At 70.4% G+C, this 13,806-nt stretch carries 15 protein-coding genes; 9 read left to right on the top strand and 6 right to left on the bottom strand.

Annotated elements, in window-relative coordinates:
* Window positions 1-65: 65 nt before the first annotated feature.
* Together ACAV_RS18665 and gpmA are read right to left on the bottom strand one after the other, a co-directional pair.
* Window positions 66-1,505 (bottom strand): S41 family peptidase, encoded by a 1,440-nt coding sequence (locus ACAV_RS18665; RefSeq protein WP_013596137.1) that lies wholly within the window; start codon window positions 1,503-1,505, stop codon window positions 66-68.
* Window positions 1,506-1,646: 141 nt separating this feature from the next.
* Entirely contained in the window at window positions 1,647-2,390 is a 744-nt protein-coding gene (gpmA, locus tag ACAV_RS18660) for a 2,3-diphosphoglycerate-dependent phosphoglycerate mutase (RefSeq protein ID WP_013596136.1), read from the bottom strand.
* A gap of 88 nt (window positions 2,391-2,478) precedes the next feature.
* Between gpmA and ACAV_RS18655 the strand changes: the two genes are divergently transcribed.
* From ACAV_RS18655 to ACAV_RS18640, 4 genes are all read left to right on the top strand, one after another.
* Window positions 2,479-2,886: a rhodanese-like domain-containing protein gene (locus ACAV_RS18655; protein WP_013596135.1), complete on the top strand. Its 408-nt coding sequence runs from the start codon at window positions 2,479-2,481 to the stop codon at window positions 2,884-2,886.
* A gap of 53 nt (window positions 2,887-2,939) precedes the next feature.
* Entirely contained in the window at window positions 2,940-3,197 is a 258-nt protein-coding gene (gene grxC, locus ACAV_RS18650; protein WP_013596134.1) for a glutaredoxin 3, read from the top strand.
* A 125-nt stretch (window positions 3,198-3,322) separates the two neighbouring features.
* Window positions 3,323-3,781: a protein-export chaperone SecB gene (secB, locus tag ACAV_RS18645; RefSeq protein WP_013596133.1), complete on the top strand. Its 459-nt coding sequence runs from the start codon at window positions 3,323-3,325 to the stop codon at window positions 3,779-3,781.
* A gap of 88 nt (window positions 3,782-3,869) precedes the next feature.
* Entirely contained in the window at window positions 3,870-4,898 is a 1,029-nt protein-coding gene (locus ACAV_RS18640) for an NAD(P)H-dependent glycerol-3-phosphate dehydrogenase (protein ID WP_013596132.1), read from the top strand.
* Between the two features lie 274 nt (window positions 4,899-5,172).
* Here the strand turns inward: ACAV_RS18640 and panC are convergent, their stop codons facing one another.
* A complete protein-coding gene (panC, locus tag ACAV_RS18635) occupies window positions 5,173-6,021 on the bottom strand; it encodes a pantoate--beta-alanine ligase (RefSeq protein WP_013596131.1) in 849 nt (282 codons plus the stop codon).
* 60 nt (window positions 6,022-6,081) lie between these two features.
* The gene (gene panB / locus ACAV_RS18630; RefSeq protein WP_013596130.1) at window positions 6,082-6,972 is read right to left on the bottom strand and encodes a 3-methyl-2-oxobutanoate hydroxymethyltransferase; all 891 of its coding nucleotides are present in this window, start codon (window positions 6,970-6,972) and stop codon (window positions 6,082-6,084) included.
* A 132-nt stretch (window positions 6,973-7,104) separates the two neighbouring features.
* On the opposite strand from panB, the gene nadC reads away from it, so the two are divergent.
* The 5 genes from nadC (at window position 7,105) to ACAV_RS18605 (ending at window position 12,947) form a co-directional block, all read left to right on the top strand.
* Window positions 7,105-7,998, top strand: a complete 894-nt coding sequence (gene nadC, locus ACAV_RS18625) for a carboxylating nicotinate-nucleotide diphosphorylase (protein ID WP_041828818.1) — start codon at window positions 7,105-7,107, stop codon at window positions 7,996-7,998.
* 80 nt (window positions 7,999-8,078) lie between these two features.
* Window positions 8,079-9,206 carry a quinolinate synthase NadA gene (nadA, locus tag ACAV_RS18620; protein WP_013596128.1) on the top strand — a complete coding sequence of 376 codons (1,128 nt, stop codon included), beginning with the start codon at window positions 8,079-8,081 and terminating at the stop codon, window positions 9,204-9,206.
* A complete protein-coding gene (locus tag ACAV_RS18615) occupies window positions 9,203-11,002 on the top strand; it encodes a chorismate-binding protein (protein WP_013596127.1) in 1,800 nt (599 codons plus the stop codon). Before nadA ends, ACAV_RS18615 begins: the two co-directional genes overlap by 4 nt.
* A gap of 240 nt (window positions 11,003-11,242) precedes the next feature.
* Window positions 11,243-11,737 (top strand): hypothetical protein, encoded by a 495-nt coding sequence (locus ACAV_RS18610; RefSeq protein ID WP_013596126.1) that lies wholly within the window; start codon window positions 11,243-11,245, stop codon window positions 11,735-11,737.
* 1 nt (window position 11,738) lies between these two features.
* Window positions 11,739-12,947, top strand: a complete 1,209-nt coding sequence (locus ACAV_RS18605) for a hypothetical protein (RefSeq protein WP_013596125.1) — start codon at window positions 11,739-11,741, stop codon at window positions 12,945-12,947.
* A gap of 64 nt (window positions 12,948-13,011) precedes the next feature.
* Here ACAV_RS18605 and ACAV_RS18600 read toward each other — a convergent pair whose 3' ends face one another.
* Together ACAV_RS18600 and ACAV_RS18595 are read right to left on the bottom strand one after the other, a co-directional pair.
* Window positions 13,012-13,371: a 5-carboxymethyl-2-hydroxymuconate Delta-isomerase gene (locus ACAV_RS18600; RefSeq protein ID WP_013596124.1), complete on the bottom strand. Its 360-nt coding sequence runs from the start codon at window positions 13,369-13,371 to the stop codon at window positions 13,012-13,014.
* Between the two features lie 39 nt (window positions 13,372-13,410).
* The gene (locus ACAV_RS18595) at window positions 13,411-13,788 is read right to left on the bottom strand and encodes a 6-pyruvoyl trahydropterin synthase family protein (RefSeq protein WP_013596123.1); all 378 of its coding nucleotides are present in this window, start codon (window positions 13,786-13,788) and stop codon (window positions 13,411-13,413) included.
* Window positions 13,789-13,806 lie beyond the last annotated feature (18 nt).

Here is a 13,806-nt window from a genome sequence, read left to right as displayed (position 1 = left end):
AGGCACAAAGCAAAAGGCCGGACCCCTCGGAGTCCGGCCCTCGCTGGAAGGATGCATCCCGCCGGTCAGTTGTCCTTCTTCTCTTCCTTGCGCTCCGTCTGCGTCTTGCTGACGACGACGGTCAGGCCCTTGAGCTGGTTGAGGGCCTGGGTGAGCTGGAAGTCCTTGTCGGTTCCGAACTCGGGCATCTTGTTGCGCTCGGCGACGGGCTTCTTGGCTTCTTCCTCGAGGCGCTTGCGGGCTTCCTCGCGGGCCTTCTCGCGCGCTTCGTCCTTCTGCTCCTCGCCCTGGCCGCTGGTCAGGTGCTTCTCGAGGTCCGCCTCGCGCATGCGCAATGCGGCGAAGGGGTCCCCGTCGGGGCTGTCGTCCACCATGATGTCGGGGACGATGCCCTTGGCCTGGATCGACTTGCCGCTGGGCGTGTAGTAGCGCGCCGTGGTGAGCTTGATGCCGGTGTCCGGGCCCAGGGGGCGAACGGTCTGAACCGATCCCTTGCCGAAGGTCTGGCTGCCCATGATGGTGGCGCGCTTGTGGTCCTGCAGCGCGCCGGCGACGATCTCGCTGGCCGAGGCGGAGCCCTCGTTCACCAGCACCACCAGCGGAACGCTCTTGAGCGCTGCAGGCAGCCGCTTGAGCGGGTCGCCGGCACCGCGGCGCTGGTAGAACTCGGGCGAGGCCTTGTAGACCGCCTTGCTTTCCGCGAGCTGGCCGTTGGTGGACACGACGGTCACATCTTCGGGGAGGAAGGCGGTGGAAATGGCCACGGCCGCGTCGAGCAGGCCGCCGGGGTCGTTGCGCAGGTCCAGCACCATGCCCTTGATGTTCGGATCCTGGCGGTAGATCTCCTCGACCTTGCGCACGAAGTCGTCCACCGTGCGTTCCTGGAATTGCGACAGCCGGATCCAGGCATAGCCGGGCTCGATCTCCTTGCCCTTCACGGACTGGGTCTTGATCTCCTCGCGCGTGACGGTGACCGGGAAGGTGCGGCTCTCGTCCTTGCGGAAGATGGTGAGCGTGACCTGGGTGTTGGGCTCGCCGCGCATCTTCTTCACGGCTTCGTTGAGGGCGAGCCCCTTCACTGCCGTGTCGTCGATCTTGGTGATCAGGTCGTTGGTCTTCAGGCCCGCGCGGAAGGCCGGGGAGCCCTCGATGGGGGACACGATCTTGATCAGGCCGTCTTCCTGGGTGATCTCGATGCCCACGCCCACGAAGCGGCCCGTGGTGCCTTCGCGGAATTCCTTGAAGGACTTCTTGTCGAAGTACTGGGAGTGCGGATCGAGGCTGGACACCATGCCGGAGATGGCGTCGGTGATGAGCTTCTTGTCGTCCACGGGCTCGACGTAGTCGGTCTTGATGAGCCCGAAGACCGCGGAGAGCTGCTGGATTTCCTCGAGGGGAAGCGGAGTCATGGCTCCGCGGGCGACGGTCTGCAGGGAGACCGTGGTCAGAGCGCCGGCAACGACGCCGACCGACACCCATCCTGCGATTTTGAGTTTGTGGCCCATTCGAAAAACACCTTTGCCGGTTCTAGGTCCAATATACACCCCCTTGGAAAGGGCAGGCGCGGCGCAGTTCCGCGCCCGCGGGGCTTTTTGGCGCATCGGGGCCGCCTCGCGGGTTTACCCCGCCGCCTGCGGCCCGTGGGGTCAGGCCTTGCCCTGGGACGCGACCGCGGCGGCCGCCTGGGCCGCGGCCTCGGCATCGCCCAGGTAGTAATGGCGCAGCGGCTTCAGGTCGTCGCCCAGTTCGTAGACCAGGGGAATGCCGTTGGGAATGTTCAGCCCGACGATGTCGTCGTCGGAGATGCCGTCCAGGTACTTGACCAGCGCACGGATCGAGTTGCCGTGGGCGGCGACCATTACGCGCTGGCCCGATCGCATGGCAGGCGCGATGCGCTCGTTCCAGAAGGGCAGGACGCGGGCGACGGTGTCCTTCAGGCATTCGGTGAGCGGGATCTGCTCGGCATCGAGGCCCGCGTAACGGATGTCGCCGCGCTCGCTGCGCGGATCGGTGGCCTCCAGGGCCGGCGGGGGTGTGTCGTAGCTGCGGCGCCAGACGAGCACCTGCGCATCGCCGTACTGCTTGGCCATGTCGGCCTTGTTGAGCCCCTGCAGGGCGCCGTAGTGGCGCTCGTTGAGGCGCCAGCTGTGCTCCACGGGCAGCCAGGTGCGGTCCATCTCGTCCAGGACATGCCACAGGGTGCGCGTGGCGCGCTTGAGCACGCTGGTGAAGGCCAGGTCGAACTCGTAGCCTTCGGCCTTCAGGAGGCGGCCGGCGGTCTTGGCCTGCTCGATGCCGGTGGGAGTCAGGTCCACGTCGGTCCAGCCGGTGAAGCGGTTTTCGAGGTTCCAGGTGGATTCGCCGTGGCGGATCAGGACGAGTTTGTGCATGGTGGCTGGAGGATGGGGAAGCTGTGGAATCGGACGGGTCAAACGCCGCATTCTAAAATTGCGGGGTTTGCTTTCCCCAAGGACCTCCGTGAATTTCTTCATCGACAACTGGTATCTCGTCCTCGTCGCGCTGGTTTCGGGCGCCATGCTGCTCCTGCCGGTCTTCCGCGAAGCCGCGGGCGGCTCGCTCACCGCGGCGCGCGCGGTGCAACTCATCAACCGCGAGAAGGCCGTGGTGGTCGATGTCTCCGAGCCCGACGAGTTCGCGGCCGGCCATGTCGGCGGCGCGAAGAACGTGCCGCTGGGCCAGCTGGAGGAACGGCTGCCGCAGGTGGTCAAGAACAAGTCGGTGCCGCTCGTGCTGGTGTGCGCCAAGGGCGCCCGGGCGCAGCGCGCGGTGGCGGTGGCCAGAAAGCTCGGCTATGACAAGGCCGAGGCGCTCGCGGGCGGGCTGAAGGCCTGGCGCGATGCCAGCATGCCGGTTGAAAAGGCCTGAAGCGGCACCACGTGCCCCTCACACCCTACGCAATCTTCCAGGAAGGCCGCCCCATGCAACCCGTCAAGATGTACACCACCGCCGTCTGCCCCTACTGCATCCGGGCCAAGCAGATCCTCAAGTCCAAGGGCGTGGAGCAGATCGAGGAGGTCCGCGTGGATCTCGACCCCGAGGCCCGCTCGCACATGATGGAGATCACCGGACGGCGCACGGTGCCGCAGATCTTCATCGGCGACACCCACGTGGGTGGCCATGACGACCTGGTCGCGCTCGACGGCCGCGGCGGCCTGATGCCCCTGCTCGGCGCCTGAAAGGCGCACCGGCCGGGCGCTGCATAATGCGGCCCCGGGTGCTGCCCGCTGCGGGAACGAGACGTCCCCGGCGGGCTTTGTCTTACCTGGCCCTTTTCCCGTTTCCGAATCGAAAGAACGACCTCATGTCCGAAGAAAATCCCGTGTTCCAGATCCAGCGCGTGTATCTGAAGGATCTGTCCCTGGAGCAGCCGAACTCGCCCCAGATCCTGCTGGAGCAGGAGCAGCCCAACGTGGACATCCAGCTGGGCGTCGAGGCCTCCCCCGTCGCCGACGGCATCTTCGAGGTCGCGGTGACGGCCACGGTGCAGACCAAGATCAAGGACAAGACGGTGTTCCTGGTCGAGGCCAAGCAGGCCGGCATCTTCGAGATCCGCAACATTCCGGAAGACCAGATGGGCCCGATCATGGGCATCGCCTGCCCGCAGATCGTCTATCCCTACCTGCGCGGCAACATCGCCGACGTGATCACGCGCGCCGGCTTCCCGCCCGTGCACCTGGCAGAGATCAACTTCCAGGCCATGTACGAGCAGCAGCAGTCGCAGCTGGCCTCGGCCGCGCCGACGCCGGGCGTCACGCAGTAATTCTTCCCACCGGGCGCCGCCGCACGGCGGCGCGTCGCAGCCGGGGACTGCGAGCGGTTCCCCTGCCGAAACCGCAACGACCTCCCTCATGAAGATCATCGTGTTCGGTGCAGGCGCCTGGGGCACCGCCATGGCCCTCAGCGCGGCCGCGCACCCGGCCGGACATGCCGTGACCCTCTGGGCGCGCGATGGCCGCCAGGCCGCCGCCATGCAGGCGGCGCGCGAGAACGCCCGCTATCTTCCCGGCATCGCCTTTCCCCCGGCCTTCGCCCTCGCGAGCGGTGCGCCTTCCGGGGCGCTTGCGTCCAGCCGGGCCGACCTGGCCATTGTCGCGACCCCCATGTCCGGCCTGCGCGGCATGCTGGAGGCGTTGCGCGACGCGGCCATTCCCGTGGCCTGGCTCTGCAAGGGTTTCGAGGCCGTTCCCGCAGGTGGCGAGGCCGCGTCCCAGGGCCTGATGGCGCACGAGATCTGCAGCCAGGTGGCCCCGCGTCTGCGTGCGGGTGCGCTCAGCGGCCCCAGCTTCGCGCTGGAGGCGGCGCAGGGGCGGCCCACTGCGCTGGTGGCCGCAAGCCGCGATGCGCAAGTACGTGAATTGCTCGTGGAAGCATTCCATGGGCCCACCCTGCGCGTTTATGCCAACGAGGACATCGTGGGCGTGGAGGTGGGGGGCGCCGTGAAGAATGTTCTGGCCATCGCCACCGGTCTTTGCGATGGGCTGGACCTGGGAACGAACGCGCGTGCCGCGCTCATCACTCGGGGCCTGGCCGAAATGAGCCGGCTCGGGCTCGCGCTCGGCGCGCGGGCGGAGACGTTCATGGGACTTTCAGGACTGGGCGACCTGGTGCTGACGGCCACGGGGGACCTGTCCCGCAACCGCCGCGTGGGCCTGGCGCTCGCCCGGGGGCTCACACTGGACCAGGCGGTGGAATCGCTCGGCCATGTGGCCGAAGGGGTGTACAGCGCGCGGACGGTGGTGCGGCGTGCAGGCCAGCTCGGCGTGGACATGCCGATTGCGCAGGAAGTGGTGGCGCTGCTGGATGGCCGATCGACCGCTTCGGAGGCCGTGGCACGGCTGATGGGACGTGGCCCCGCAGCGGAACTGCGCTCCTGCTGAGCGTCGCCCCCGCGGTGGGCCAGCGTGGGAGCCAGCGCACCGGCCACCCACGCCGCCGAGGCGCATCACACCACGCCGAAGAGCATCAGCAGCAGGACGAGGGACAGCGGGACGCCGAGGAGCCACAGGATGATGGGCATGGTCTTTCTCCTGAAAGGTGGGTTGAAGATGCCTCCACCTTAAGACCCGGGCGCCCCGCGGATTGTGCGCGCGCGGCACCTGCCCGCGTAGGTGCGCACCTTCCCGCCGCGCGGGACATCTCGTGCCGAGCTGCTCAGAATTCGAGGTTGTCGATGAGCCGGGTCGGGCCCAGCCGGGCCGCGCCCAGGGCCACCAGCGTGCCGGCTTGCGGTGCGTTGTCGGGGCGCTGCAGGTCGGCCCTGCGGCGCACCACGAGGTAGTCGGGCTGCCAGCCCCGGCTGCGCAGCGCGTCGCTCGCCTCGGCCTCCAGTCCGGGCCAGTCGGTGACGGGGCGCGAGAGTACGGCATCCGACAGGGATCGCAGGGCGCGCGACAGCTCCACCGCCTGGGCGCGTTCGGCCGGTCCCAGGTAACCGTTGCGCGAGCTGAGGGCGAGTCCGTCCGGGGCGCGGCAGGTGTCCCCTGCCACCACGTCCACCGGCAGGGCGAACTGCTCCACCATGCGGCGGATCACCATCAGCTGCTGGTAGTCCTTCTTGCCGAACAGGGCCGTTCCGCCGCCGGTCGTGCCGAACACGGCGGAGAACAGCTTCATGACCACGGTACAGACGCCGGTGAAGAAGCCGGGGCGGAACTGCCCTTCGAGCAGGTCGGCCAGCAGGGGATCGGGCTGGACCTTGAAGGTCTGTGCCTGCGGGTAGAGGTCCGTCTCGCGCGGGGCGAAGAGGATGTCGCAGCCTGCGGCTTCCAGTTGCGCGCGGTCGGCCTCCCAGGTGCGGGGATAGCTGTCGAAATCCTCGTGGGGTAGGAACTGGAGGCGGTTGACGAAGATGCTGGCGACGCTCACGTCGCCGAGCGCGCGGGCCTGCCGCACCAGGGACAGGTGCCCTTCGTGCAGGTTGCCCATGGTGGGGACGAAGGCCGGGCGGCCCCGGCTGGCGAGCGCGGAACGCAGGTCGGCGATGGAGTGTGCGATGAGCATGGAGAAACGGCTGGAAAGGCGGTGGCAGGATGGCCGGACGTGGCGGGAGGGCAGGAGGCGTTACCAGGCGTGCAGCGCATCGTCGGGGAAGCGCCCCGCCTTGACGGCCTGCACGTAGGCTTCGATGGCGCCGCGCACGCTGCCGGCCTGGGCCATGAAATCGTGCGCGAACTTCGGGTTCTTGCCGAGGTTCACTCCCAGCATGTCGTGCAGCACGAGCACCTGGCCGGCCGTGCCGCTGCCGGCGCCGATGCCGATGGTGTGGCAGCGCGGCAGGGCGTCGGTCACTTCGCGCGCCAGCGTGGCGGGCACCATCTCGAGCACCAGCATGGCGGCACCCGCGTCCTGCAGTTCGTTGGCCTGGCTGCGCAACGCGCGCGCGGCTTCGTCGCTGCGGCCCTGGACGCGGTAGCCGCCCAGGGAATGCACCGTCTGCGGGGTGAGGCCCAGGTGTGCACAGACCGGCACGCCGCGCTCGACCAGGAACCGGACGGTGGGTGCCGTCCACCCGCCGCCTTCGAGCTTGACCATGTGTGCTCCTGCCTGCATCAGCGTGCAGGCGCTGCGCATGGCCTGTTCGGGGCTTTCGGCGTAGCTGCCGTAGGGCAGGTCGGCGATCAGCCAGGCCGTGCCCTGCACCCGGTGCAGGCCCCGCGCCACGCTGGCCGTGTGGTAGGCCATGGTGTCCAGGGACACGCCCACCGTGCTGGGCAGGCCCTGGCAGACCATGCCGAGCGAATCGCCCACGAGCAGGCATTCCACGCCTGCCGCATCCGCTACCGCGGCGAAGGTGGCGTCGTAGGCCGTCAGCATGGTGATCTTCTCGCCGGCCTCGCGCATCTGCGCCAGGCGCGGCAGGCTCACGGGGCGGCGCTGCGGCAGGGGGGAGGCGGGGGGCAGGGTGCCGTAGGGCGTGGCGGCGTTGGCGGGCGTCGGCGTTGGCTCGGTCATGCAATCAATCCTCGGGAAACGCGAATGAGCCGCGAGTCTAAGCCGGCGTCCAGGCCGGTCCGCCGGAGTGCTCTTCCGGAGCCAGGGGGCACCCATGTGGGCAAGTGCGCGTTGCCGGTATGCTCGCGTCCCATGACGAATTTGTTTCAGCCAGCCGCCGCCATGGCCGGCGATGCGCAATCGCAGGCCGTGGTGCAGGCCGACGTGGCCCGCGCCCTGGAAGAGGACGTGGGTGCGGGCGACCTGACTGCCGCCCTGATCGATCCGGCGCGGCGCGCACGCGCGCGTGTGCTGGCCCGCGAAGAGGCCGTGATCTGCGGTGCCCCCTGGGCCGAGGCCGCGCTGCGCGCGCTGGATCCGGGCGTGCGGCTGACCTGGCACGTGGCCGAGGGCCAGCGCTGCGCGGCCGACCAGGTGGTGCTGGAGATCGAGGGCCAGGCGCGGGCGCTGCTGAGCGCCGAGCGCACGGCGCTCAATTTCCTGCAGTTGCTGTCGGCCGTGGCCACCAAGACCCGGCGCTACGTCGATGCCGTGGCGGGCACCCGCGCGCAGATCGTGGACACGCGCAAGACCCTGCCCGGACTGCGACTGGCGCAGAAGTACGCCGTGCGCATGGGTGGGGGCACCAACCACCGCATCGGGCTGCACGACGCGGTGCTCATCAAGGAAAACCACATTGCCGCCGCGGGAGGTGTCACGGCCGTGCTGCATGCGGCGCGTGCCGCGGCCGCGCAGGCGAAGTTCATCGAGATCGAGTGCGAGACACTGGAGCAACTGCACGAGGCACTGTCGGCCGGCGCCCGCATGGTGCTGCTGGACAACATGCCGCTGCCGATGCTGCACGAGGCCGTGCGCCTGAATGCCGCGCATCCGGCAGGGCCGGCCATCCTGGAGATTTCCGGGGGCGTGACGCTGGAGGGCCTGCGCGCATTGGCCGAGACGGGCGTGGACCGCATCTCCATCGGCACGCTGACCAAGGACGTGAAGGCCACCGATTTCTCGATGCGCATGCAGGATCCGGCCTGAGTCGCCCTCCGCACGCTGCACAGCGCGTTTTCCGCAACCCCGACGAGGCCCCGCAGAATCGGCCCGACAGGCACCCCACCATGACCACCGACACCCTCGCCCTCAAGCCCGTGGAATACGAACAGCCCGCCAGCGAGGGCGGGGGCGCGTGCTCCACCCGCCACGCCTGGGCCCGCGTGCCCGCGGAGCCCCTGCCGGCCGAACGCGCCGCGCTCAAGGAGCGCATCCGCGCGCTGCTGCGCGAGAAGAACGCGGTGATGGTGTCGCACTACTACGTGCACCCCGACCTGCAGGACCTGGCGGAGGAAACCGGCGGCATCGTCAGCGATTCGCTGGAGATGGCCCGATTCGGGCGCGACCATGCCGCGCAGACGCTGGTCGTCTCGGGGGTGCGCTTCATGGGCGAGACGGCGAAGATCCTGTCGCCCGAGAAGACCGTGCTGATGCCCGACCTGGACGCCACCTGCTCGCTGGACCTGGGGTGCCCGGTGGACGCATTCAGCGCCTTCTGCGACGCCCATCCGGACCGCACCGTGGTCGTCTATGCCAACACCAGCGCCGCCGTGAAGGCGCGGGCCGACTGGCTGGTCACCTCCAGTTGCGCGCTGGAGATCGTGGGCGCGCTGCACGCCGCCGGCCACAAGATCCTGTGGGCGCCCGACCGGCACCTGGGGGCCTATATCCAGCGGGAGACCGGGGCGGACATGCTGTTCTGGAACGGCGCGTGCATCGTGCACGACGAGTTCAAGGCGGCGGAACTGGAGATGCTCAAGCGGGAGCATCCGCACGCCCGGGTACTGGTGCATCCGGAGAGCCCGGCCGAGGTGGTAGCCCTGGCGGATGCGGTGGGCTCCACGAGCGCGATCCTCAAGGCGGCGCGCGAGATGGACGCACGCGAGTTCATCGTGGCGACGGACAACGGGATGATGCACAAGCTGCGTGCGCTCAATCCGGACAAGGTGTTCCACGAGGCGCCCACGGCCGGCAACAGCGCCACCTGCAAGAGCTGCGCGCACTGCCCCTGGATGGCCATGAACGGCCTGGCCGACGTGGCGCGCGTGCTGGAAACCGGCGCGAATGCGGTCCACGTCGATCCAGCGCTGATTCCCCGGGCGCGCCAGCCCATCGACCGCATGCTCGCGTTCACCGCGGCGCTCAAGGAAGGGCAGCCTGCAGGCGCCCTGGTGCCGCGCATCGGCGCGGCATGATCTCTTCGGCCCGCATCGATTTCTCCACGCCGCTGGATCCGGCGGCACCGCGGCTGCGCCTGGCCTTCGCGGAGCCGCGCGAGGTGCTGGTGGCCCGCTCGCTGCAGGAAGTCCGCCCCGTGCTCGAAGCGGTGGACGCCGAGGCACGGCGGGGGGCATGGTGCGTGGGCTACCTGCGCTACGAGGCGGCGGGAGCGTTCGATGCGGCGCTCGCGACGCATCCTGCCGGCGGGCCTCTGGCGTGGTTCGCCGTGTATGGCGCTCCCTTGCCGGCAGGCGAAGTGGTGGACGTGGGCGGGATGGCCGAGGCCGGCAGGGCATCCGCGTCGGTGGAGGGGTGGGGCGGTCTGGACCGCCAGGATTTCGATGGAGCCTTCCGGCGCATCCAGCAGGCCATCCGCGACGGCGAGCTGTACCAGGTCAATTTCACGGCGCCGCTGAGGGGCCGGTTCGAGGGCCGCCCGGCGGCATTGTTCGAAGCCCTGCAGCGCGCGCAGCCGGACGGGTATGCCGCGCATATCGATACCGGAGACGAGCAGGTGCTGTCGGTGTCGCCCGAACTGTTCTTCGACTGGCGATCGGGCCCGGCGGGCGGATCGATCCTGGCCCGCCCGATGAAGGGCACGGCACCGCGGGGCGACACCCCCGAGACGGACGCGGCCTGGGCGGAACATCTGCGCACGGCCCCCAAGGAGCGGGCCGAGAACGTGATGATCGTGGACCTGCTGCGCAACGATCTCTCGCGCATCGCCGAGCCCCACAGCGTGGCCGTGCCGGCGCTGTTCCGTACCCAGGCGCTGCCCACCGTGTGGCAGATGACGTCGGACGTGACGGCCCGCACGCGGCCGGGCCTGGGCCTGGCGGACGTGTTCGCCGCGCTGTTTCCTTGCGGATCGGTCACGGGCGCGCCGAAGGTGCAGGCGATGCGGACCATCCGTGCGCTGGAGGCCGGGCCGCGCGGTGTGTACTGCGGGGCGCTGGGGGTGGTTCGGCCCGACGGCCCGCCCGGAGAGGGCGGTATCGCGGCCACGTTCAACGTGCCGATCCGCACCGTGGTGCTGCGTGGCGGCGCGGCGGAGTGCGGCATCGGCAGCGGCATCACCTCCGATGCGCAGGCGGATGCCGAATGGGACGAGTGGCGCCACAAGCGGGCCTTCGTGGAGCGGGCCAGCCAGCCTTTCGAGGTGCTGGAGACGCTGGCGCTGCAGGATGGGGCCTTTCGCCACCGGGAGGAGCACCTGGCGCGCATGGCCGGATCCGCAGCGCATTTCGGGTTTTCGTGGGATGCAGGCCGCGTGCAGGCCTGCCTGGACGCACTGGCGGCGGAGCATCCACGGGGCCGGTGGCGCGCGCGGCTGCTGCTGGATGCCGCCGGCCGGCCGCGTGCCGAAGCCTTCGCGTGCCCGGAGGTGCCGGTACCGGTGCGGCTGGCGCTGGCGGACCGGCCCTTCAGCGCGGCGCACGGCGAGTTCGTGCGCCACAAGACCACGCGGCGCGCGCACTATGCGGCCTTCGCGCCCGCCGTGCCGGGGGTGTTCGATACGGTGCTCTGGAACGAGGCGGCGGAGATCACCGAGGGGACCTTCGGCAACATCGCGGCGCTGCTCGACGGGCGCTGGGTCACGCCGCCGCTGGCCTGCGGGCTGCTGCCCGGGGTGGGGCGGGCGGTCGCGCTGCGCGAGGGGCGGCTCGTGGAGGCCGTGGTCCGGCTGGAGGACGTGCCCCGCGTGCGCGGATGGGCCTTCCTGAACAGCCTGCGGGGCTGGCTGCCTGCGGAACTGGCCTCCGGCTCCTGAGCGAGCTGCCGGCACCGGCTTCGTATCCGCGGCCGGCTGCTTCGCATCGCCGCGCATGGCTTCGCGCCGTGCCTCCGGCATGACCGCCGTATCGATACCCTGCTGGGGCGGACCTGTGGTTGCGGGTCGCGGCGGCCGGGCATCCATTCCCGGCATGCCGTAAGTGCCCGCGCGGGCGTGCTCCAAAAGCGCACGTTGTGGCAGGGACCGCCGCTTTTCGATACACGACAAGGATTTCTCATGCGATCGCCTCACCAGCCCGCGGCAGCCGACAACGGCGCCGCCACGTTCCAGAGCCCGCCGCTCGACACCCATGATTTCATCCGCGCCGCTGCCCGTGCGCTGGGCATGGACAACGCCGGGATCGACCGCGCGGCGGAGGATGGTGGCTGCGCGATCGGCGACCTGCTGATCACCGTGGCGCCGCTGTCGCCTCCGCCTGGCAGGCAGGATGCGATGCCACGGCCGGAGGTGCAGGTGATGCTCACCGTGGTCATGCGGCAGAGGTTTTCCGACATGCCGGCGCAGGATGCGTCCGCGCTGCTGGCCAACGCGCCGGGGCTGCTGGCGGGGTTCGATGCCGCGATCGGCTGCCTGCCGGAAGGCGAGGCGACCTTGCACCGCCGCGTGACCCTGCCCGCCGGGGATGCCGAAGGGCAGGCACTGGCAGGCGAGATGGTGGCCACCGCGCGCCTGGCCACCCTGGTCTTTTCCCCCGGCATCGCAGGAGGCTGACATGACCGCCCCCATTTCGCGCAAAGGTCCCCCCATCGGGCCGGATGCGGCGCGCGCGACAGAGACACGTCCTGCAGATGCTCCCGCCGGCCGGCCTGCTTCCGAGTCCCTGGCCGCTCCGTCCGGGTTGGCGCGGCGTGCGCCCCAGCCCCAGGGCGGCGTGGCCGGCAGGACCCGGACCGCGGCCCTGCCGCAGCGCCCGGCGGTGGCGCGCCAGGCCGCTTCACCCGCCGGCACGCCGGTGGCAGCGCAGCGCAGGGCGGCCGCCAGTACCGCCGATGGCGCCCGGCTGCTCGCGGCCCTGCAGCAGGACCTGTCGATGCCTGGCCACCAGGAGGCCGCCCACGGCGAGGCGATCCTGCATGGACAGGCGGCGCTCGCCGGCCTGGACCGGTCGCTGCCCTCCGACCTCGCCGGTGCCCGCCGGGGCGCCGAGCAGGCCGCGCTGGCATCCGGCGCCCTGCACGGCGCTGGCAGGATGCCGGACGCCGCCGTGGAGGCGTTGCTGGATGGCACTGCCAGCCGGCGCGCCGAGGCCATGGTCGGCGCCATGGCGCCGCTTCCGTCGCTGCCGTTCGAGCCGATCGACGAACGCGCGATCGTGCCGGATGCCATGGTGCAGGGGATGAACGCGCTGGAGGCTGCCTCCGGGACAGCACTGCGCGAGCGGGCCCGCTCCCTGCAGGAGGACATCACGACGCCGGGCAGCGACGGCAATGTGCTGGCCGCGCAGATCGCCCTGGGGGCCGTGGCCCGCGGTGGGCACGCGGAGGCCGGCCGCCACGTGGGTGCCGCGCTGGTCCTGCGCCTGCAGGCATCGACCCTGCCGGTGCCGGACCTGGGCGTGCTGCGCGCGGCCGTTTCGTCAGGGGCCGTCCGCGGGCCCGCCGCGCTGGCGAAGGTGATGGAATCCGCCGTGGCCGCGCCGCTTTTCATGGCAGAGCCCGCGGCCGGGGATACGGAGGCGCGCGCACCCAGCCCGGTGCAGGGCGTGCTGGCGCGGCGTGCCGCGCAATCGGTGGGCCGCTCGTCCGCCGCGATGGCGGAGCTGGCCCGGTCCGTGTCGGCCCCCGGTTCGCTGCCGCAGGCCCGCGCCCTGGCGGAAGATGCGCCGGAGCGCGGGGCCCTGCAGCGCAGCGGCCGTGCCGTCGGCCAGTCGATCGGTGCCTTCCAGGCCATCGCATCGCTGATGCGGCCCGTGGCCGGCTGATCCCGTGGCCGGAGCGCCTCCGGGCGCTCGCGCGCAGCGGAACCCGGCGGCGGAAAAGGCTAGGTCAGAGCTTTTCCTTGACGTAGGACGCACGGTCCATGTCCACGATCTCGACGCTGAGCTGGACCATCACGCCGGCAGGCCTGGGCGTGTGCTCGCGCAGGACCGCACCGACACGGCCGGCCAGGTCCTGCTTGGCTTCGGGCGTGCGGCCGGAGAGCAGGCGCAGTTGCGCATGCACGAAGGCGCGCCCGGCTGGCTGCGTGCCGATGGCGAACCGCTCGGCGGTGGTGAAACGGCTCTTGAGGTCGGATTCGGCCAGGATCTCGGGGCTGGCAGTGAGGGAGGCATTCACTGCCTCCAGCACTTGCGCTTCGGGGAAGGGGCGCAGGTTGTCGCTGTATTCGATGACGAGATGGGGCATGGCGTCGCAGGGTCTGTGATGAGAGGGGAAGTCAAAGGGTCAGCCGCGCGGGAGCGCCAGGTCGAGCACGCAGCCGTCGCCGACGGCATCGCGCCAGACCCGCACCCGGCTGGGCGGCGGATCGAGGTCGCCGAGCGCATCGGCGATGAACACGCAGAGATTCTCGAGCGTGGCGGGGCCCAGGCCCGGCACTTCGTCGAGGAGGTGGTGGTCCAGGCGCTCGCGCAGCTGGGCGCAGCGCGCGCGCAGGTGGCCCAGGTCGATCACCATGCCCGTGGCAGGATGGCGCGGGCCGGTGACGGAAATCTCCGCGTGGTAGGTGTGGCCGTGGATGCGGCGGCTGCCTTCGGCTTCGATTTCGCGCTGCAGCGTGTGCGCGGCATCGAAGAAGAAGCGTTGGTGGACGGTGAACAGCATGGTCGGGAGACGAAGGCG

The organism is Paracidovorax avenae ATCC 19860 (assembly GCF_000176855.2).
Lineage (GTDB): Bacteria > Pseudomonadota > Gammaproteobacteria > Burkholderiales > Burkholderiaceae_C > Paracidovorax > Paracidovorax avenae.
Note: the sequence above shows the minus strand (reverse complement) of the source record. Positions and strands in the feature narration are given on the sequence as shown.